The sequence below is a fragment of the Mesobacillus subterraneus genome, from assembly GCF_020524355.2.
GTDB classification, from domain to species: domain Bacteria; phylum Bacillota; class Bacilli; order Bacillales; family Cytobacillaceae; genus Mesobacillus; species Mesobacillus subterraneus_C.
The window spans coordinates 1,350,054-1,370,978 of record NZ_CP129019.1; the positions used below are offsets into that span (position 1 = coordinate 1,350,054).

A 20,925-nucleotide genomic window follows, 5' to 3' on the forward strand; every position below is an offset into this window, starting at 1 on the left:
GAACAAGCTCTGTTATAACTATTTTTTCAACTCCAGATGATTGTAGTGGAAGGGGAGAAGACTCCTCCGAAGATGCTAACGCATTTCCCTTGTGCGTACGTAGTCTTATGGTTCGATTAAGCCCAATCAATGTCCTACAGGATAAGCTAGTCATGAGGAGACCCCCGCAGGCGCAAAAAGCGCAGATAAGGCTTCCCGAATGCAACGCGGAATTGGTTTATGAATAATCCGTCTTTTGGAATTTTTCATTATTCATTCGCGCGGAACGCGAAGCGCATGGAATGAAAATCAACAGCGGAGTTTAACAGAGCCCATAAAAAAACAGGGAGTGAAATTATAAAAATTTTACTCCCTGTTTTGGTTGGGGTTTTTCCTCTAAAAGAAATCCGTTATTGATTCAGCTTAAGTGTTTCTTAGAAGAATTTATATCCCTTCGACCCGATTGGTGCATTTTCAATCATATCAATGAACGGTATCGTGTATGCGAATAGAATCAATAGAACTGTGATACCGAGCCAAAGCTTCCAGTTTTCGAAAACCATTGGAGTTTTCTCGGCTGCATCAGCAACTTCTCCAACAGGGAATTCTTCTTCCCCTTTAGGTGCGAAGAAAGCAAGGTTGATGAAAATGTAAAGCATCAGGATGATTCCAAGGAACAGAATCGATCCACCAACTGCCTGTGCAACCTGGTAAGGAATCCACTCTGCAGCCTGCTCTGAACCGCCATATGTTGAGAATGAAGAACGGCGTGGAGCTCCAAGCAGACCAGCTGCGTGCATCGCACCGGACATGAAAGTCATACCGATTGCCCAAACAATACCCTGGATAATGGCTAGTTTATTCATAGCCTTTGTCAGGACCCTGCCAGTCAAGTGAGGGACTAGCCAATAAGAAATTCCAAAGAATGTAAGGACGACAGAAGTTGCAAGAGTCAAATGGAAGTGACCAGTGACCCAAATTGTGTTGTGCACGACCTGGTTAAGCTGGTGGGATGCGTTGACAAGTCCGCCAGCACCAGCAGGGATGAATGCAAGCATTCCGATGAACGGCACTGCGAAACGGGCATCTCCCCATGGAAGCTTTTTCACCCAGCCAAATAGGCCGGTAGAACCTTTAGAACGTCCAAACATTTCAAATGTCGCAAACAATGAGAATGCGGTCATCAATGATGGGATAACCACTAGGAATGTCAAAATAACCTGAAGGAATTTCCAAGCTGGGTCAATACCTGGTTCCATCAGCTGATGGTGGAAACCTACCGGGATTGAAAACAGCAGGAACAGGATGAACGACATCCTTGCTAATGAATCTGAGAATATCTTTCCGCCAATGATTTTTGGAACGATCGCGTACCAAGCCATGTATGCAGGCAATAGCCAGAAATACACAAGAGGGTGGCCGAAATACCAGAACAATGTACGGCTAACAAGGACATCTACACGCTCTACAAGGCCGAGTGACCAAGGGAGCAGTTGGAATAGGACGGTTGAAGCAACTCCAATTGTAGCTACGATCCACATAAGCGTGTTGACGAGTGACATGAAAGTCAGCAGTGGGCTAGGCTTTCCAGGATTAGCTTTTCTCCATGAAGAGTAAGCCATAATGATTGCTGCACCGTCAATCCAGCTTCCGACGATGACAAGAGTTAATCCTAAGTAAAAGAGTGCGTGTGCTTGTAATGGTGCATAGAACGTATATAGGACTGAAGCCTGGTTTGTAAGAATCATGATAGCAGCCATGACAGTACCGATTGTCATCGTCCAGAAACCAATCCAGCCAGTCAATCGTTGTTTATCCGTTAGTGTACCAGATGTTTTGCTCACTGCCGCGAGCTGGAATCCCATGATGAAAAATGTTGTTAAAACAAGGCCAAGTACGACACCGTGGATCGTCAGGATTTGGTAGTATCCTGTCCATGAAGGTAATTCGAATTTTCCAGAGCGGACGAGGGTTTGTAGCAAACCTGCAAGACCACCAATTGCAAGAGCGATGAATGCGACATAAAAGTGGGCTATTGCCAATTTGCCGTCTCGGCGGTCAACCTTTGGATTTACTGATTTTGTATTCATTATTCTACCACCTCGATTTTAGACGACATCATGTGGTGGCTGACACCACAATACTCATTACAGACAATCAGGTAATCACCGGCTTTGTCAAACGTAGTAACGTACTCACTGATATATCCAGGCTCTAGCATCATGTTGATATTAGTGCCTGCAACCTGAAAGCCGTGAATAACGTCTTTTGTTGTCGCGATTACTTTCACTTTTGCTCCTTTTGGAACTTCAACCTGTCCAGGGTTGTAGGCGAATGCGGATGCTACAAAAACAAGTTCATAATCCCATTCTTTTCCTTCAACCTTCTTCAGTCCCGGCTCGTTGAAAGGTTCGGTAGTATCTACCTTCTCAGGATTGACGGTTGCCAGACAGCTTGGAGGCTGGTTGCCTAAATAGAAGGCACTGACACCAATTACACTTAGGAATACGATCAAGGTCGTTATTCCGAATATCAGCCAGATTTTTTCAAATTTATGAATGTGCATAGCTTCTTTCTCCCCTTTTGGTCTCTCTTAAAAACGATCAACAAATAAGAAATAAATGCTTACCCAAGTAACGATTAAAAAGAATCCTAACAAGAAAACGGATGCAAGTGTTCCTTTCAAGGAAGATTGGTCTTCCACCTTCGTATGTGTTTTCTTCCCGATTCCAGGCTGAGCCATTCCGGTCCACTCCCTTCGTATAAAATGTTCATGTGTAAATGATAAGTACATTCTCATCATACAAAACAATTTGGAAACGTAAATATGGTTTCAGACAGTTCACAAATTGTTCATACTTGATATATTTACTATGTTAATGGTGAAAACCCGTCAACACAGTGATTTAAGTCACATGGAACGAGGGGTAAATGTGAATAATCTGTGAAAACCATCATGTGAAAAAGTGAGCAAAATCACCACTCATGGATTAGGATGTGATAAATCGACTTGACATTGGAGAGCAAAGGAATCATGACAGCTTTGTCCAATTCATCTTAAAAAATGTCAAAATAATAAAGAATTCTTGATTCCATTGTAAAAACAGGAATCACCATTCTGAGCAGAGCTAATAAACTAATAGAAAATGGATCTCTCAGGAAGTGGTATATATGCAAAAGTATTATTGTGAACATTGCCGTTTAATATATGATGAAATGCGATTATGTAAAAAATGTGGGGGAGCAGCAGAAAAGCAAATCTGGATTGAGGTACAAAAGCAGTCCAACGAAAAATAGCACCTGGTTTGGTGCTTTTTCTTTTGCCAGTCGAGTAACCCTGATTCTCCTGCGTATTATGTTAAAATTAAGTCAATTTAGAGCAGGAGGATGATGTGTATGTTTTTGCCATCTTTTGATTTGAACGGTAAAACAGCGGTAGTGACTGGTGCGGGAAGAGGAATAGGCCGGGCGATTGCAATCGGGCTTGCAGAAGCTGGAGCAAATGTAGCATTGCTTGCACGAACGGAGGAGGATCTTAAGGAAACTTCATCTGTAATTGAAAAATTAGGGAATCAAACGCTCGTGCTCCCAACCGATGTAACAAATAGGGACCAAGTACATAATTCAATTTCAGCAGTATGCACTGAATGGGGGAAAATTGATATTCTAGTCAATAATGCTGGCATGAATATCCGTTCCAAGGCATTAGAGGCGACAGATGAAGAATGGCAAACGATCATGGATACCAATTTAAAATCAGCTTTCATGATGTCTCAGGAGGCAGGGAAAGTCATGAAGGCACAGCTATCAGGGGGCAAAATCATTAATATCGCTTCTGTAGCAGGGCAAGTAGCCCTAAGGACCGGTGTAGTCTATGCCGCAACTAAGGCAGCCCTAATGCAGATGACAAAGGTGCTTGCAATGGAATGGGGACAATACGGTATCAATGTGAATTCAATTGGACCTTGGTATTTCAAAACACCTCTGACTGAAAAACTATTGGCAGATGAGACGTATGTGAAAGACATTCTTGCAGTAACTCCTTTGAAGAGAATTGGGGAATTGCCGGAGCTGGTAGGACCAGTTGTCTTCCTAAGTTCTGATGCAGGAAACTATGTGACTGGCCAAACTATATTCGTCGACGGCGGCATGACTATTCACGGATTCTGATTAAGAGAAGATAGAATTACACTCAATGGAAAAGAATCTTCTTCTTTAGGATGCTGCTTTATTCGAAAAAAGGCACTGACTTGTAACTGACAAACACAAATCGCTTGTCAACTGGTAAAGATTTTATAGTGAATAAGGCAATATAGCATTGTATAATCAACTTGCACAGCAACTCCTTCAAAACGTTAGGCTTTCCCTTATTACCGGGAAAGTCTTTTTTTTCGTTTAAATCCTGGAGAGTTTGATTGTATACTCTCTGGGTAAATGGAAAAAGTAACCGTATATAGATGTGAGGAGAGAGTATAAATATGCCAAGAGTCATATCCATCGCTGAAGCATTGCCGCCATTTACAATAGAACAAGAAAAGGTAATGGATTTCGCAGAAAAGCTATTCAAAGAATCCTTTAAAGATATAAATAGGCTGCTCACCGTTTTCCAGAACGGCCAAATTGAGAAACGCCATTTTGCGAAAGATCTTGATTGGTTCGAAAGTGACCATACTTTTGAAGAAAAGAATAATGCATTTATCGAGGCAGCTGTGGAACTTGGGGCAAAAGCGATTTCAAATTGCCTTAAGAATGATGAATTCCTAAAGAACGAAGTCCATCTTGAAGAAATCGATGCGATTTTTACCATCAGCAGTACAGGTGTGTCGACGCCTAGCATTGACGCGAGGATAATGAATATCTTGCCGTCATCACAATACACTAAAAGGATTCCGATTTGGGGTCTCGGCTGTGCTGGCGGGGCAAGCGGACTTTCGCGCGCTTATGAGTACTGCCTGGCCTACCCAAAGGCAAAAGTACTCGTTCTATCCGTTGAATTGTGCAGTTTAACATTCCAGCGGAACGACCGTTCAAAAAGCAATCTGATCGGAACTTCTCTATTTGCAGACGGGGTTGCTTGCGCCCTGATCTGTGGTGATGATTCCGGGTATGAAAAAATAATGAAAAAAGATGCTGCACCAAATATTATCGGTACACAGTCCACAACCATGCCGGATTCTGAAGATGTTATGGGATGGGAAGTGAAGAATGAAGGATTGTATGTCGTGTTTTCAAAGGATATACCCACGATTATCGAAAACTGGCTTCAGCCAAATGTCTTAAGGTTTTTAAATTCAAATGGTCTTGACGTTCCAGACCTTGATCATTTTATCGCGCACCCAGGAGGTAAAAAAGTACTGGATGCCTATGTTTCTGCTATGAAATTTCCTGAAACGATGACAGAGACTTCTCTGGAAGTCTTAAAAGAATATGGGAATATGTCTTCAGCGACCATACTATATGTATTAAGAAGGTTCATGGAGTCTGCGGAGAAAGGCGACCTGGGACTTGGTGCTGCACTTGGTCCTGGTTTTAGCTCGGAATTGCTATTGATGAGGTGGGAATAGGATGGTATTCCTTATATTTGTGGGGTTGATTATCTTTCAAAGGATCACAGAATTGGTCATTGCGAGAAAAAATGAGGCCTGGATGAAAGCGCAAGGCGCATTGGAATTTGGCCAGGGGGCACTATCCCGCAATGGTTTCGATTCACACTGCTTTTTTTATACTTTTCATCCTGGAAGTAGTCATTTACGATAGAGAATTGTCATTCTATTGGCCGGTATTGCTTGCTCTGTTTATATTTACACAGGCAATGCGAATCTGGGCACTGACTTCATTGGGAAGGTTTTGGAATACAAAGATTATCATTCTTCCAGGGGCTAATGTCATTAAAAGAGGACCCTATAAAATCATCAAGCATCCAAACTATTTAATTGTTGCCATAGAATTGATTGTTATTCCGTTAATGTTCAATGCCTATTTTACAATGGCGATTTTTACTTTACTGAATATCCTCATTTTATCCATCAGGATTCCAGCAGAGGAGAAGGCATTGAGGGAGTTGACGAAGTATGAATCTGAATTCACCAATCAGGGTCGTTTCGTCCCTAATTTGTTAAATAAGTGTGACAATTAATCAACTTCCATTGAAAATGATAATCAATAGTGCTACACTTTTCTTAAGATGAAAATAATTCTCAGTTAATAAGAATCTTAAGGATGGTGTCGTACCAATGGTTTCCATGTTAGTTGTTTCGACCATAGCAGCTTATTCCTTACTTATGAAATATGTATTGAGCAATGTTCTAAAACCTCATTAATAAACAATATTCTCAATTAGATGAAAGCCCGGACTCAGGTTCGGGCTTTTTCTTTTTTGAACAAACCATCTGCTTGTCGAGTTAATCAAGATGCTTTTGCTTTTCTTTTTCCCATGATGAAAATGTAATTATAGGAAAAGACCGAAAAATCATTTAAAATAAAGTTATTCACAATTTTGTCACAAGGGGTTAGAGGAATGGGCCATACTATTGCACAGCAAGATCAAAAGCTTCTTGGAAAGATTCTATCTTTATATAATTTAATGAATACAAATAACGATGAAGATACAGCTGAAAAAGTAAAGGAATTGGGACGGAAAGCAGTTGAGGAGGAATTTTCAATCGCTTTTTGCGGACACTTCTCTGCAGGGAAATCGAGCATGATCAACAAACTGATTGGCGATAACATCCTGCCGTCAAGCCCAATCCCAACCAGTGCGAATTTGGTGCGGATCAAATCAGGCTCTGAATATGCCAAGGTCATCTTTAAGGACGGCGGGTCCCGTCTGTATCCGGCTCCGTATGATTATGATACGGTCAAAACCTACTGCAAGGATGGCGAACAAATCCAGGCTATTGAAATCAGCCATAACGGAGCTGATTTCCTCGAGCAGGCAGTCATTATGGATACACCGGGAATTGATTCTACAGATGATGCCCATCGCATAGCGACTGAATCGGCGCTCCATCTGTCAGACATCGTCTTTTATATGATGGATTATAATCATGTTCAATCGGAACTTAATTTCCTTTTTACAAAGGAATTAACAGACGCAGGAAAAGAACTTTACTTAATTATTAACCAGGTTGATAAACATCAGGATGCAGAATTGTCATTTAATCAATTTAAGCAAAGTGTTGAAGATTCTTTTGCTGATTGGGGAGTAAAGCATGCAGGGATTTTTTATACGTCGTTAAAATACCCTGAATCAGCACATAACCAGTTTCAAGAGCTTCGATCATTTATCATGGAGCGGAAAGGCAAGAGAAAAGAAATACTGCCCGTTTCAATTTTCAAGTCGTTAGAAAAGCTTTCGGAGGACCATCAGGTGAGTCTTCATCAGGATGTTGCTGAAAAAATAGATCATTCTGAAATGATACTGGAAGGTATTTCAGACAGTGAGCGACTACAGCTTTCAGCTGAACTCGATAAAATAAGAATGCATATCGAAAAAATTCAAGTTGAAAGGGACCCTGAACGGGAATTCCGTGAGGGGCTGACGGATATCTTAAAGAACGCCTATCTTATGCCTTTCCAGACAAGGGAACTGGCCGAGGCTTATCTGCAGTCAAGGCAGCCAGACTTTAAGGTGGGTTTATTATTCTCAAAACAGAAAACAGAACAGGAACGCTCAGCTAGATTGGAAAATTTTTATCAAGACATGGAGGATAAAGTAAAATCGCAGCTTGACTGGCATATCAAGGACTTTTTATCAAAGCTTTTCAAGAAGCATAATTTATCGCAGACCGAGCTGCAGTCAGCAGCAAATGGTTTCAATATCGTGTTCCAAAAAGAACTGCTCTCGGAAGCCGTTAAAACTGGTGCAAGACTATCAGGGGACTATGTCCTCCATTATACAAATGATGTCGCTGAAGCATTGAAGAATCTTGCAAGGAGAAAACTTGATCCGATTAAGGAACTGTTCATCAACCATGTTAAAGGTCATGATGATGAGGAGGTAAATGAACTTCTCATAAAAGAAGAGAATCTCGAGAAACTTTTATCTGCGTGGAAATCGTTGGATTCCATTCAGGGAAACCTTTCCAAGCAACGGAGACTTGTATCGGAAATTCTTTATGGTGAACCGGCAGAATATAGAGAGGAAGACTTCCTTATCTTTAAAGCGGTCGAAGACAAGCCGGAAGTGATTTTAAATAAGGACTTTGATTCCGTAAGCCAAACTAGAGAAAAGGCTATTCCATCCGCAGAAGTTCCAGTAGAGCAAGCTGGGAATGGAATAGAGCAATTTCACGAGAATCTGCAGCAGCTGGTCAGGAAAATGAATTTCACATCTGAACAGATTGAAGCGATACCTGGCTTGAAAAAAATCGCCCGTGAATTGAAAGGTAAAGCTGTCCGTTTAGAAGAAAGAGAATTTACTGTAGCCTTGTTTGGTGCATTCAGTGCAGGTAAATCCTCTTTCGCGAACGCTCTGGTAGGTGAGCGGATATTGCCAGTATCACCCAATCCGACAACTGCTGCCATAAATAAAATTAAACCGGTGACAACTGAACATCCTCACGGGACAGTCATTGTCAAAATCAAAAGTGATGACGAATTGCTGAAAGAATTGGACCGATCATTAGGATTATTCGGCAAGAACATATCTGATTTCGAGCGAGCGATCGATCAAATCAATAGTCTTAAATCTGAGGATAGCGGTTACAGTGCGGCAGAAAAGACGCATTACTCATTCCTGCAAGCCTTTGCCAAGGGCTTCAGCAGTTTTAAAAACAGCTTCGGTGAAAAGCTATTGGTGGATCTTGAATCATTCAGAGGGTATGTTGCAGAAGAGGAGAAATCCTGTTTTGTTGAGTGGATTGAGGTTTATTTTGATTGTGAGCTTACAAGAGAGGGAATAACCCTTGTTGATACACCAGGTGCTGATTCAATCAATGCCCGCCATACTGGGGTGGCTTTCGATTATATTAAGAATTCAGATGCTATTTTATTTGTAACCTACTATAACCACGCGTTCTCAAAAGCTGATCGTGAGTTCCTGATACAGCTTGGCAGGGTCAAGGATACGTTTGAACTTGATAAAATGTTCTTCATAGTCAATGCCGTCGATTTAGCGAATTCGGAGGAAGAACAGGAAGCAGTTTTAGAGTATGTTGAGGGCCAGCTTGTTCAGTATGGCATCAGGAAGCCGCATTTATTTCCTGTTTCCAGTTTGAAGGGCCTAAATGCGAAGCTGGAAAATGAGTCTGGCGGAGACCAGCTATTTAATGAATTTGAAAATGCGTTTTACACCTTCATAGCCAATGACCTGATGAATATGGCTGTTGAGGCCGCTGAGGCAAAATGGAGGCAGGCAGTTGGTACGATTGAGGAAATGATCAACTCTGCAGAAGAAGACAAGGCAGCGAAGGCTGATAAACGAGAAAAACTCCTATCCGAAAAGGAAGAAATGCTGAGTGTCTTATCACAAAAGAAATCAGCAGTACTTGAAGAACGATTGACCCTTGAAGCAGATGAATTGACTTATTACATTCGTCAGCGTGTCTTCATCCGTTTCGGCGACTTTTTCAGGGAGGCGTTCAATCCTGCGCTATTGAAGGATGATGGACGCAATATGAAGAAGGCGCTAGAATCAGCGCTCGATGAGTTGATTGAAAGCATTGGATATGACCTGGCTCAGGAGATGAGAGCAACGTCGCTAAGGACCGAAGCATTTATTATCCGGATCTTGAAAGAGTTCCAGGACGCACTGTTAAAAGAACTAGTGAAAATTAACTCTACAGTGTCCATTTCTGCAACAGATAATGGTCCGCTTAATGGAATGGAATTTGAAACAGCCTATCAAAGCGTTGACCGAACTAAGTTTAAAAAAACCCTTGGTATGTTTAAGAATCCTAAATCCTTCTTTGAGAAGAATGAAAAAAAATTAATGGCGGATGAACTTGAAAAGCTTTTACATGAACCTGCAGGTGAGTACCTTGAAGCAGAGAATGCCAGGCTGAAGAATCATTATCAGCCAGAAATGGTTCGGGAGTTTGTAAAAGTTCAGGAAGATATTTCAGAGCAGATCATAGAGTATTATGAAGGAATTACGTCTGCACTTGAAGATAATTTTTCTATTGATACTGTTAAAACGGCACTAGTAAATATTAAAAACTTTCAATAAAGGTTGAGTGCAAGGATGACCCATAATAGATTTCATGCATGTGCTACTTGTGTTAATTTTCGGGCTGAAAAACTGAATGGGAAAATGAACTACCATTGTGGCAGGCTTGGCTATGAAACGAAGAGCCATTATAAATTTTCCTGCTGGGATCCTAAAGAACATGTAAAAAAATTGATGTCCAAAAAAACTACCTGAGGAGTGGTTTGGGTGCAAAATCATGTAGATTCTGAATGGCTCAATGAGCATCTTGGAGACAAGAATATAAGAGTTGTCGATTGTCGTTTCAAGCTAGGGAGTCCTGAGGAGGGCAGGCTTCAATATGAACAAAGTCATATCCCTGGTGCGGTTTATTTCGATCTCGAAAAAGACTTGTCCGGCACAGTCGGGGAGCATGGAGGCAGACATCCGCTTCCTGAAACAAATCTATTTAAAGAAAGGCTGCAGGATGCCGGGATTGATAATGAAACATCGGTTATTGTTTACGACGGCAAGGAGGGAGCATTCGCCTCTAGGTTTTGGTGGCTTCTTAAATACGTTGGGCATGAAAAGGTGTATATCCTGAACGGAGGCTTCGATGCATGGGAGAAGTCAGGCTACCCTACTGATCATTCCGTCCCCCATTATGAGACTGCTAAATACATTGTCTCAGAAAATCATGATATGCTGGCTTCCTATGAAGAGGTGAAAAATATCGCACTAAAAGGGTCGGGAAGTGCGGTCCTTATTGATTCACGGGAAAGTAAAAGGTACCTGGGGATCGAGGAGCCAATCGATCGTGTTCCAGGCCATATTCCAACAGCGATCAATATGCCTTGGATGGAAGGCTATGAGAATGGAATTTTTAAACCTAGTAGTGAACAGGAAAAAAGATTCGCAGGACTCAACCCTAATCAGCCTGTTATTGTTTATTGTGGTTCCGGAGTGACAGCTACACCGAATTTTATCGCTCTAAAAGAAGCTGGTTTCAAAAATGTCAGGCTTTATGCAGGCAGCTATAGCGATTGGGTTTCTTACAAGGAAAATCCAGTTTCCAGGAATGAATGTAATTCTGGCGAAAATTCAGCTCTTCAATGAACTGTATATCAATAATCGAAGAATGGTTATTTTCGGAATATAAAAGGGATACCTAGGAATTATGTTATAATAGCAAGGCTGACTTTTATATTAAGACATTATGCTTTTAAAATAGAGCCTTGGCTCAAACTATCACAATGGGGGTACCAACTTGGAAAATAATAAAACTTCGCTAATGCTGGTTGACGGAATGGCTTTGTTGTTCAGAGCATTCTATGCAACAGCTGTTTCCGGACAGTTCATGATAAATTCCAAAGGGGTCCCGACAAATGCGATCCACGGTTTCATCAAACACTTTGCGACTGCACTTGCAAATTTCAAGCCTACCCATACGGCTGTTTGCTGGGATATGGGCAGTAAAACCTTCCGTACGGAAATGTTCGATAATTATAAAGCGAATAGACCTGAGGCGCCTGTGGAGCTGTTGCCACAGTTTGACCTTGTCAAAGAAGTAGTAGAAGCATTGGACGTCCCAAACATTGGCTTGAGGGGCTATGAAGCTGATGACTGTATCGGGACGATTGCCAGGACGGTTAAGGAAGTGGATTCTGTTACGATTTTGACAGGGGATAAGGATATTCTCCAGCTGATCGATGACAGGATTTCTGTCATCTTGCTACAGAAGGGCTATGGCAATTACCAGGTCCACGACCGCAATTCCTTGTTTGCTGAGAAGGGTATCTGACCTGAGCAAATGATCGATTTGAAAGCCTTCATGGGAGACCCGAGTGATAATTATCCTGGAGTCCGCGGAATTGGTGAAAAGACAGCAATTAAGTTGCTTCAGGAGCACAGGGATGTAGAAGGTGTTATCGCGAATCTGCATCAACTGACAAAATCACAGCGAGCAAAAATCGAGGCAGATTTAGAAATGCTTCATTTAAGCAGACAGCTAGCTGAAATCAAATGTGATGTACCAGTTGAATGCAAGATGGACGACGCAGAATTTAAAATTGACCGGGAAAAACTTCTTTTTAAGTTCAATGAAGTTGAACTTAAAGGGCTGCACCGGCTGTTCGAATACGAAACGATGCAAGCATAATGGAAACGGCTGGTTTTTATACCAGCCGTTATTTTTTTATAACATATTGTACTCTTCGAATTTCGGATGATGTCTTGCTCCAGCGCCTAGCCCCTCGAGACGCTTCGGTCCTGCCAATGAAGTCAAAGAATGACTTCACTGTCAGGCCCTCCAGCGTTTGTCGGAGCTGGGCAGTCGCCTCCGCTTTTCGAGTTGTCTAGTGTCGCCTCCTAGAAACTCCGAAACTTCAACTCCGCCGGCAGAAGCAAAAAGCGCTTCTTTGTCGGAGTCTCCAGTTTCTGCGTTTCTGGCCAGTCGGCTATCCATTTCGGTTTCAGTCCGCTCAGGTGAAGTCAAAGAACGACTTCACCGGTCGGCCTTCCAGCGCTTGTCGGGGCTGACCAAGACGCTTACGCTTTTCTTTTTATTTTGTATTCTTCTTCTTAGCGGCATTTTCCAGCTTCGACTTTGGTTCTTCCGCAAATTCAACATCCTGTCCGTAGCCTTGTGGATTTACACCAGGTGCCTTTGTCCCTCTGTTTCCCTTTTTACTCATAATCAGTGACCCTCCAGAAAAAGTTTTTGTTTAAAAATGTTCAGAAATGAGAAATAACCTTTATAGGTTGTCTGCTTATTACAGCTTAATCCTTATTATGAGCGGGCAAGAATAAAAGCAATCATTTTTCTTCAAAATAACATGGAGGTGACAGAAGATGAATAAAGGTGCAGTTATTGCAATTTCAAGTATTGGCCTTGCTCAGGCCTTAAAAATACCGTTTCATTACGCAAAGACACTGGAGTGGAAACCAGATTTGTTTTTGGCTAGCGGCGGTATGCCAAGTTCCCATTCTGCTGGTGTTTCATCTTTAACAACATATGTTGCTCTAACAAAAGGTGTACGTTCGGTTGAATTCGCGTTGTCGCTCGTGTATGGCATCATTGTCATGTATGATGCCCAGGGGATAAGGAGACAAACCGGAGAACTGACTTTAAAAGTTAATGATCTTGATGAATTAATTGATAAAATTCACGAGGATGACCCTGTGGAGTTTGAAGAAAAGTCTCCAGACCCATTAAAGGAAATGCTCGGCCATCAGCCAAAAGAGGTACTTGGCGGCGCACTTTTTGGAATGGCTATGGGATTTGCTGGATATCTGTTAACAAAAAAACGGTAGAAAAAGCTCGGGATTTGCGGTAAAATTTTACTAGAAACGGATTGAAGAGAGGATTGATTCAGTCAGTGCGGACAGTTGAAGATTACTTGCTTCATTTGAAGAGCAAAGGGTTCCAGTTGCGTGAGGACGCCGTCGGCTTTATTTTTTTCGGACAGCAATATACGAATTCCACCGATGAGCTAACAAATACAGCCATTGAAATTACCCTTAAGGCTCAAAAAGGTTTTGATGGAAGCTTTTATATTTCGTTGCTTGAAACGTTCGCTTCTAATAAAATTCATTCCCGTAAAGCAGCATTACAATATGTTGAAAAAATCGAGCTTTTGACCGTCTGACGAAAAACGGAAGCGCCTTGGTCGGCTTTGAGAAGCGCTGGAGAGCCGACCGGTGAACTATCTATTTGAGTTCATTGGCAGGACTGAAGCGTTTCGAGGAGTTAAGAGCCGCAGCTAGACAAGACACTCATAAGACTAAGAGCTGTAGCTGGAGTATTCTCGAAGTGGAAATTATATAATTAAAATTATAAAAAGAGGCTGGTCTCAAAGCGTTACGCTTTAGAATCAGCCTCTTTTTTTGGGAAGACCTTACGAATAAAGCTTTCAAATCTGCCAGAGGGCAATTCTGCGAATATCATCCCGGCAAAAATGAGCGCACAACCGACCAGAGCACTGTATGTTAGACGTTCATCAGCCCAAAAGTAAGCCGTGATTGCCGCAAAAACTGGTTCCATTGCAAAAATTAAGGCAACTCGAGTGGCAGTTGTGTGTTTCTGAAAATTCGTCTGGATAAAAAAAGCGAGAGCAGTCGCCAATACAGAAGTAACGACCAAGGCAATCATGACATTCGCTGAAAAGATGACGTCAGGATTGAATGCTTTTTGCCAATCCTCAAAAAGAACAGCTGATATTGCAGACAAAGCCGCGACAGTTGCAATTTGGACCATCGTCAAAAGGAGTGTCGGAAAGCTGCTGCTGTATTTTCCGGTGAAAACAATGTGCAATGCAAATCCTGCGGCACATATTAGAACGAAGCCGTCACCAATATTCAGGCTGGACACATCTGACATAGTTAACAGGTAAAGGCCTGCAGTTGCGGCTGAAACACCAGCTATCGAGTTCAAACTGGGCCGCTGTTTTAAGATTCCGAGCAATAACAATGGAACAAGGACAACGCTCAAACCCGTGATAAAGCCCGCCTTGGATGAGGTCGTATAAAGCAAACCTAATGTCTGGAAAGCATAGCCGATGAACAGCCAGAAACCCAGCATGATCCCAGATAATAGTAATTTCTGATCCAGCTTTTTTAGCTGGTCTTTTTCAAAAAACAAAAGCCAGAGTCCTAACAAAATTGCTGCGAAGGCAAAGCGGACTGCGTTAAAGGATTGTGGCTCAAGAAATGAAATTGCATTTTGTACAAGAACAAAAGTTGCGCCCCAGATGAGGGCTACGAATAGTAAGCTTAAATCCGCGAAGGTTGATGCTTTCATGTTAGTTTTCGGTTCCTTTCATGATATTGCTCCTTACCGCTTTTCTTGCTAAATCGTCAGCTGTTTTATTTTCACTCGATGGAATCCATTTCATGAAGAAGAGGTCAAATTGACTGGCAAGCATTAATGCTTCCTCCAAAAGGGGTGCGTATAGTTTGTTTTTGACAAATTCTTTCTCAACCGCTGCATTGACAAGCTGTGAATCCGTTCGGAAGGAGACAACTTTAAAACCATTTTCAAGGCAGATTTCCAATGCTTTTATAAATGCATGATATTCAGCTTCATGATTTGACATGACACCAAGAGGAATGGAATATCTAAAAACCTCCCCTTCTCCTTTTATAAAAATGCCAGCACCGCTTGGTCCTGGGTTGCCAGCACTTGCTCCATCAATATATACTTCGAACAACAAAGATCACTCCCAGTTGGTTTGTACAGATAATAGTTAGTGTATCATAATAGCAGTGGAAATTTATAAAAATATACAAGGACCATTTCAAGCATCATCGTCCCTATTTAATTGTAACGTGCTCGTAAAATGGGTAAGATAACTAAAAATAACCCATTTGGCAGAGTGGAAAAAACAGTCCAGAAAGCGGGGGAGAAGTCATGAGATATAAATTGGAGTGGGAATACAAAGCCAAAGGAATAAATCCCATCCTCTTCAGCTCGGATTTTCTTGATGGCGAGCATGCACTCCAGGCTGGTGAAGAATTAGAAAAATCGGGTAGAGTTGGACAAATTTCATTCATAGATGAAATCGGTACTTTGTGGACAGTGAAGGAAATGCGAAGGCTGCTTGCAGAAGTAGAAGAAGAACCACATGACCTTACCGTTTTTTTTGACGGCGGTTTTGATAATTATAATCATAAAGCAGGACTCGGAACCATAATCTACTTCAAACAAGGAAAGAAAAAGTACAGATTGCGTGCCAATGAAGTTTTCGATGAACTTGAAACGAATAATGAAGCAGAATACGCTGCTCTTTACTTTGCCTTAACCATCCTTGAAGAAATGGGTGTCCGCAACATGAGCTGCGATATAAAAGGTGATTCCCAGGTTGTTTTGAAGCAGCTCGAAGGAGAGTGGCCTTGCTATGAAGAAACTCTCAACCGCTGGCTTGACAGAATCGAGAAGAAAATCAAGGAACTTGGCTTGTATCCGAAGTACAATCCAGTAGGAAGGAAAGAAAATAAAGAAGCGGATAAACTGGCCACGCAGGCATTGCAGGGTAAAATGATCAACAGTAAGATGCAAATATTATAACCAGGAGGGAAAGGCGGGAATAGATTGACGCGTATTAAAATCCTTGCTGAGGTTGAGACATTGCTAAAAACTTATTGCAATGGATGTTTCCTGAAAAAGCATCATCGGCAAGAACATGGAAAAAGGGCTGCCCACCGGTTCTGCATTAATGAGTGCACCGTTGGGGAAAAAATAAAAAATTGCGGGCAAAAACTGTAGAGTTGATCTCGTGGTCATACCTTTTAGACATTTCAGCGAAAGTGTGAGGGCAAAATGTCTAAGAAATGGCTTTTAATAGACATTTCATCGGAATCGCGAAGCCAAAATGTCCAAGAAATAGCGTTTTATGGAGATTTCAGGAGGTGTCCATAGCCAAAATGTCTAAGAAAGACCATTTTTTGGACATTTCAGAGAATGAGGGAAACTGAAATGTCCAAAAAGCCAATTCAAATGGACATTGAATGGTTTTTACGAGAATAGCAGAAAAATCAAAAGGCTGGCGCCAGGCGCCAGCCTTCAACTTTTTAAATTATAGTTTTACTACGTTAGCAGCTTGTGGCCCACGATTTCCTTCGACGATTTCGAAAGAAACTTCCTGACCTTCTTCCAGTGACTTATAGCCGTCGCCCTGAATAGCTGAGAAGTGAACGAATACATCGTCTCCGCCTTCTACTTCGATGAAACCGAAACCTTTTTCATTGTTGAACCATTTTACTTTACCGTTTTGCATGATAAACTTTCCTCCCATGTCTTTCGCGACACAAAAATATGTGCCAAAGTTAAATATTATCATCCAATGGATCAATCTGCCGTATTGACATAGCAAGTATAATCTATTAAATGATGTCTTAAATATACAATATCACAAAGGATTGCGTCAACAATGTAAGCGTATTACAAACTAAAAAATCTTAAAATTATGCGAATTTAAAATAAATCGAAAATCTCCATCTTTAGTTCCTATTTTCGGAAATATTTGTTATTATTTTCTTATTAACACTCTATTGTAAACTGTAATGGATTAAAAATTCATTTTGTCTTGAAGTGTATTCTGAGCTAAGAGGAGGGTACGAATGAAGAAGACCACTCCATCGACGTTGACGTCCTTAACTGATCAGCAAATTGACGCATTATTGGATACTATCAGGAATGGCAATGCCATTCAGGACTACACACCACAGATCGCAGTAAATAAGAAGCTTGATAATATTTCAAAAAAAATTGATGATGCCTCCATGCAAATGGAAGAAATTTTCGATATCGTGGCAAAGACAGGCGTTGTTCCTGTGAGCGAAATCAAGAATGACATCATGCCTGTCATCAGGCAGGCAGCAGAAATTCCCCATATCTATCACCTTTTCTACGAGCTGAAAACACAGGATGAGTATACCTACAGGCACACAGTCTGTGTTGGCATCATCTCTACATTGATAGGGAAATGGCTTAATTTAGATGAATCGGAGCTGCATGACCTTGCTTTGGGAGCGACACTCCATGATATAGGAAAAGCTCGTATCCCTGTCAACATCTTGAACAAGCCAGGCAGGCTTACACGTGAAGAATACAACGAAATGAAACGCCATACAGTGTATGGATACCGAATGTTGAAGGATATTCCGGAACTAAATGAAAGAGTCGCGCTGATTGCTCTGCAGCACCATGAACGTGAGGATGGGGGAGGGTATCCTTTCAGCCTTCGCAGTGAGAAGATAGACGAGCTTGCAAAAATCGTCGCCATTGCGGATGTGTACCATGCGATGTCATCTTCAAGGGTCTATCATCAGGCGGAACCTTTCCATATTGTTATTTCCCAGATGCAAAACGATGTATTCGGAAAATTCGACCCGAAGATCATGCTCGTTTTCCTGTTTAGGATCATGGACAGCCTTGTCGGAAGACGTGTTCTCCTTAGCGATGGAGAAGAAGGGACAATCCTGATGGTTGATCCATTCGAGCCGTTAAGGGCACTGATCAAAACGGGTGATACACTCGTTGACTTGCGTCTTAATCGCGGTTTGCGGATTTCGAGAGTAATAAATGATTCCATTGTAGGGGTATAATCTCCAGATGCACTTCATATCTTTTATTAGTCAATGATGATGAATTTAAAAGGGTGAGGGCATGTACCGCTTTTCGATAGGTGATGAGGATTGGATCATCATTTTTTCTCAACATCTTTCACTTGAGCAAACAGAAAAGGAAGAAATCATTCGTTCCATTGCCATCATGGGCCCACAGTGGGCAGCATTTAGCCATGGGGAGTCATTCGTGATTTTCCAGCAGATGGTGGGGGCAATAGTGGTGCGGATCGAAAAGATTCCTTCGCTGATTTTGACCGTTTCGGCAGTCGTTAACAGGAATCGTTGGTACATCAATGACAACAACATAGTTGAACCATTTGAGGAAAAATAGCTTTAAGGCAGCTGATCAGTTCAGCTGCCTGTTTATTTTTACAGGACAGAATGTACACTCCCTGCAGGCAGGTAATCGATATGCAATAAAAGTCCTTTACGCTTTTGTCGAAAAAAAGATAAAATAGAATGCGAGGTTTATAAAGTACGTTCATATAAAGTTTTTCAGGAGGAACTTATGAAATTGATTGTTGCGGAAAAGCCTGACCAGGGCAGAACGCTGGCCTCCGTATTTAAAATGAAAAAAAGGGATGGATTCATCGAGATTCTCCCAAATGAAATATTCCCCCTAAAGGTGCATACGTCACATGGGCAATCGGACATTTAACGGAATTGTCCGCACCTGAGCATTACAATCCATCATGGAAAAAATGGTCTCTCGATACACTGCCGATCATTCCAGAGAACTTCAAGTATGAAGTTGTCAAATCGAAAGCAAAGCAATTTCAAATCATAAAAAAGCTTGCAACTGATCCACAGGTCTCTGAAATCATTCATGCAGGCGATGCTGGACGCGAAGGTGAACTGATAATCAGGAATATCCTCCGCCTTGCCAACTGCATGAAGCCTATGAAAAGACTATGGATTTCCTCGCTGACGCCAAAAGCGATAAAGGAAGGCTTTCAAAACCTTTTGAATGAATCGGAAACAAAAAATTTGTATTTTGAAGCTTATACCCGCGCTTGTGCTGACTGGGTTGTCGGAATGAACGCATCCAGGCTGTACACGCTTCTGCTTCAAATGAAAGGCTATTCAGATGTGTTCTCTGTCGGCAGGGTACAGACTCCCACTCTCGCATTAATTGTGAAACGAGAGCTGGAAATCGAAAACTTCGTATCGGAACCATTCTGGGAAGTGCTTGCAAAATTCAATGTCAATGGTAAGAAGTATAGCGGCAAATGGGAAAAAGACGGTGAATCACGGATTAAAACGAAGGAAATGGCTGAGAAAATTGCTGCTTTTTGCGATGGAAAACCTGCAGAAGCCGCTGAGGTTATTTCAGAGAAAAAAGAATTCTTGCCACCGCTATTTTATAATCTGTCAGCGATCCAGGCGGAAGCAAATCGCCGTTTTAAAATGTCACCTAAAAAAACGCTGGACATTTTACAAGGATTATATCAAAGGGGAATTGTGTCCTATCCTCGTTCTGATTCCAGGCATGTAACCCCTGGGGAGGCAGAGGGCTTTTCTTCAATCTTGAGCAAACTTCAGGCCAACCCTGATTATCAGCCGCTTTTTCCATTGCCTAATTCATCGATCTATAATAACAAACGCTACGTAAATGAAAAAAAAGTAACGGATCACTACGCAATTATCCCAACTGAACAAGTTCCTAATCTAAGCAGGCTGTCAGGGGACGAGCTAAAATTATATGATTTGCTGGCAAGGACACTGATTGCTGCCCACTACGGACCGTATATAGCGGAATATACAACAATCAAGACAGTCGTGGAGGGAAGGGCTGAATTTATATCGAAAGGGAAAGTTCAGCTCGATGAAGGCTGGAAAAAGGTGCTCCCGCAAAAAGACTCGGACAAGGAACCTGAGCTGCCTCCGGTCCAGCAGGGCGAAACCGGAACTGTCATTAAGTCCGAGGTGAAGGAAAGCAAGACACAGCCGCCAAAAAGGCTGACTGAAGGTCAGTTGATTACATTAATGAAGACGGCAGGAAAGCATATTGAAGACAAGGAACTGGAAAAGGTCCTGATGAAAGCTGAAGGACTTGGAACAGAAGCGACGAGAGCGGGCATCATTACGATGCTAAAGGATCGAGCGTATATAGAAGTCCGCAAAAACCTCGTATATGCGACAGCCAAAGCGAAAATTCTCGTGGCCGCTGTTGGCGGACAAGTCCTGGCCTCTCCTGAAATGACAGCGAAATGGGAGCAAAGGTTGCATCAAATAGGGCAAGGAGAGGCATCACCAAAGCAGTTCATCGAGCAGACTTCCAAAATGATTAAACATCTTGTGTCTGAAACATCCGAAGGTTCCTCAGGCTGGACTTTTTCCGAAGATCTTACGAACGCCTTTGTGCCCGGTAGAAAGGGCGGACGTTCCAAACGGAGTACAACTCTTGGTAAATGTAAAAAGTGTGATGGCATGGTGGTGGACAAGGGAACATTCTATGGATGTTCAAACTATCAGAAAACAAAATGTAATTTCACACTCTCTAAACAAATCCTTGGCAAGACAGTAACACAAAAGAATATCAAGAAGCTGCTGGCCGAAGGAAGCACGGATGTGATTGAAGGGTTTCAGAGCAAGGATAAATCCTTTAACGCGAAGCTATATTGGGATGGTGAGGAAAGTAAACTCAAATTCAATATAGATTCACAGCCTGTCAATCAAGGTGGATAGCGCCTTGT

The 20,925-nt window shown here is 41.9% G+C and carries 18 protein-coding genes and 3 pseudogenes; 13 read left to right on the plus strand and 8 right to left on the minus strand.

All coding sequences use genetic code 11. The features are described from left to right. Positions 1-413: 413 nt before the first annotated feature. From LC048_RS06830 to LC048_RS06840, 3 genes are read right to left on the minus strand one after another with little or no spacing between them, the layout of a single operon-like run. Positions 414-2,069, minus strand: coding sequence for a b(o/a)3-type cytochrome-c oxidase subunit 1 (locus tag LC048_RS06830; protein ID WP_306049809.1), 1,656 nt, complete (start codon positions 2,067-2,069; stop codon positions 414-416). Then, complete coding sequence (locus LC048_RS06835) at positions 2,069-2,545, minus strand: cytochrome c oxidase subunit II (protein WP_306049811.1); 477 nt, start codon at positions 2,543-2,545, stop codon at positions 2,069-2,071. The genes LC048_RS06830 and LC048_RS06835 overlap by 1 nt, the downstream gene beginning before the upstream one ends. A 27-nt stretch (positions 2,546-2,572) precedes the next feature. After that, positions 2,573-2,722, minus strand: coding sequence for a cytochrome c oxidase subunit 2A (locus LC048_RS06840; RefSeq protein WP_226602306.1), 150 nt, complete (start codon positions 2,720-2,722; stop codon positions 2,573-2,575). A gap of 653 nt (positions 2,723-3,375) precedes the next feature. Here LC048_RS06840 and LC048_RS06845 point away from each other — a divergent pair. The 6 genes and pseudogenes from LC048_RS06845 to LC048_RS06875 all read left to right on the plus strand — a co-directional run bounded on the left by LC048_RS06845 (position 3,376) and on the right by LC048_RS06875 (position 12,263). Continuing rightward, positions 3,376-4,149: an SDR family NAD(P)-dependent oxidoreductase gene (locus LC048_RS06845; protein WP_226602307.1), complete on the plus strand. Its 774-nt coding sequence runs from the start codon at positions 3,376-3,378 to the stop codon at positions 4,147-4,149. Between the two features lie 308 nt (positions 4,150-4,457). Further along, entirely contained in the window at positions 4,458-5,543 is a 1,086-nt protein-coding gene (locus LC048_RS06850; RefSeq protein ID WP_226602308.1) for a type III polyketide synthase, read from the plus strand. Position 5,544: 1 nt separating this feature from the next. Further along, positions 5,545-6,115, plus strand: a pseudogene (locus tag LC048_RS06855) (isoprenylcysteine carboxyl methyltransferase family protein). A gap of 381 nt (positions 6,116-6,496) precedes the next feature. Next, entirely contained in the window at positions 6,497-10,147 is a 3,651-nt protein-coding gene (locus tag LC048_RS06860) for a dynamin family protein (protein WP_226602310.1), read from the plus strand. Positions 10,148-10,354: 207 nt separating this feature from the next. Continuing rightward, positions 10,355-11,221: a sulfurtransferase gene (locus LC048_RS06870; RefSeq protein WP_226602312.1), complete on the plus strand. Its 867-nt coding sequence runs from the start codon at positions 10,355-10,357 to the stop codon at positions 11,219-11,221. Positions 11,222-11,396: 175 nt separating this feature from the next. Further along, positions 11,397-12,263 (plus strand): annotated as a pseudogene (locus LC048_RS06875) (5'-3' exonuclease). Positions 12,264-12,404: 141 nt separating this feature from the next. Here the strand turns inward: LC048_RS06875 and LC048_RS06880 are convergent. Together LC048_RS06880 and sspL are read right to left on the minus strand one after the other, a co-directional pair. Further along, complete coding sequence (locus LC048_RS06880) at positions 12,405-12,599, minus strand: hypothetical protein (protein ID WP_226602313.1); 195 nt, start codon at positions 12,597-12,599, stop codon at positions 12,405-12,407. Positions 12,600-12,666: 67 nt separating this feature from the next. After that, on the minus strand, positions 12,667-12,798 hold the full coding sequence (gene sspL, locus LC048_RS06885; protein WP_226602314.1) for a small, acid-soluble spore protein L: 132 nt from the start codon (positions 12,796-12,798) through the stop codon (positions 12,667-12,669). Positions 12,799-12,955: 157 nt separating this feature from the next. Here sspL and LC048_RS06890 point away from each other — a divergent pair, with 157 nt between their 5' ends. Both LC048_RS06890 and LC048_RS06895 read left to right on the plus strand, forming a co-directional pair. Beyond that, complete coding sequence (locus LC048_RS06890) at positions 12,956-13,417, plus strand: divergent PAP2 family protein (protein ID WP_226602315.1); 462 nt, start codon at positions 12,956-12,958, stop codon at positions 13,415-13,417. A 65-nt stretch (positions 13,418-13,482) separates the two neighbouring features. Then, on the plus strand, positions 13,483-13,752 hold the full coding sequence (locus tag LC048_RS06895) for a DUF6123 family protein (RefSeq protein ID WP_306049816.1): 270 nt from the start codon (positions 13,483-13,485) through the stop codon (positions 13,750-13,752). Positions 13,753-13,964: 212 nt separating this feature from the next. Here LC048_RS06895 and LC048_RS06900 read toward each other — a convergent pair whose 3' ends face one another. Together LC048_RS06900 and LC048_RS06905 are read right to left on the minus strand one after the other, a co-directional pair. Continuing rightward, positions 13,965-14,903, minus strand: coding sequence for a DMT family transporter (locus LC048_RS06900; protein WP_226602317.1), 939 nt, complete (start codon positions 14,901-14,903; stop codon positions 13,965-13,967). A 1-nt stretch (position 14,904) separates the two neighbouring features. Next, entirely contained in the window at positions 14,905-15,312 is a 408-nt protein-coding gene (locus LC048_RS06905; RefSeq protein WP_226602318.1) for a reverse transcriptase-like protein, read from the minus strand. Positions 15,313-15,512: 200 nt separating this feature from the next. Here LC048_RS06905 and LC048_RS06910 point away from each other — a divergent pair, with 200 nt between their 5' ends. After that, on the plus strand, positions 15,513-16,169 hold the full coding sequence (locus LC048_RS06910; RefSeq protein WP_226602319.1) for a reverse transcriptase-like protein: 657 nt from the start codon (positions 15,513-15,515) through the stop codon (positions 16,167-16,169). Positions 16,170-16,193: 24 nt separating this feature from the next. Then, positions 16,194-16,367, plus strand: coding sequence for a zinc-finger domain-containing protein (locus tag LC048_RS06915; protein ID WP_226602320.1), 174 nt, complete (start codon positions 16,194-16,196; stop codon positions 16,365-16,367). A 310-nt stretch (positions 16,368-16,677) separates the two neighbouring features. Here the strand turns inward: LC048_RS06915 and cspD are convergent, their stop codons facing one another. Beyond that, positions 16,678-16,878 (minus strand): cold-shock protein CspD, encoded by a 201-nt coding sequence (gene cspD / locus LC048_RS06920; RefSeq protein WP_023627628.1) that lies wholly within the window; start codon positions 16,876-16,878, stop codon positions 16,678-16,680. 343 nt (positions 16,879-17,221) lie between these two features. On the opposite strand from cspD, the gene LC048_RS06925 reads away from it, so the two are divergent. The 3 genes and pseudogenes from LC048_RS06925 (at position 17,222) to LC048_RS06935 (ending at position 20,917) form a co-directional block, all read left to right on the plus strand. Beyond that, positions 17,222-18,208 carry an HD-GYP domain-containing protein gene (locus tag LC048_RS06925; protein ID WP_226602321.1) on the plus strand — a complete coding sequence of 329 codons (987 nt, stop codon included), beginning with the start codon at positions 17,222-17,224 and terminating at the stop codon, positions 18,206-18,208. A gap of 61 nt (positions 18,209-18,269) precedes the next feature. Further along, complete coding sequence (locus tag LC048_RS06930) at positions 18,270-18,560, plus strand: hypothetical protein (RefSeq protein WP_226602322.1); 291 nt, start codon at positions 18,270-18,272, stop codon at positions 18,558-18,560. Positions 18,561-18,737: 177 nt separating this feature from the next. Then, positions 18,738-20,917: pseudogene (locus LC048_RS06935) on the plus strand (DNA topoisomerase III). The last annotated feature ends 8 nt before the right edge of the window (positions 20,918-20,925 follow it).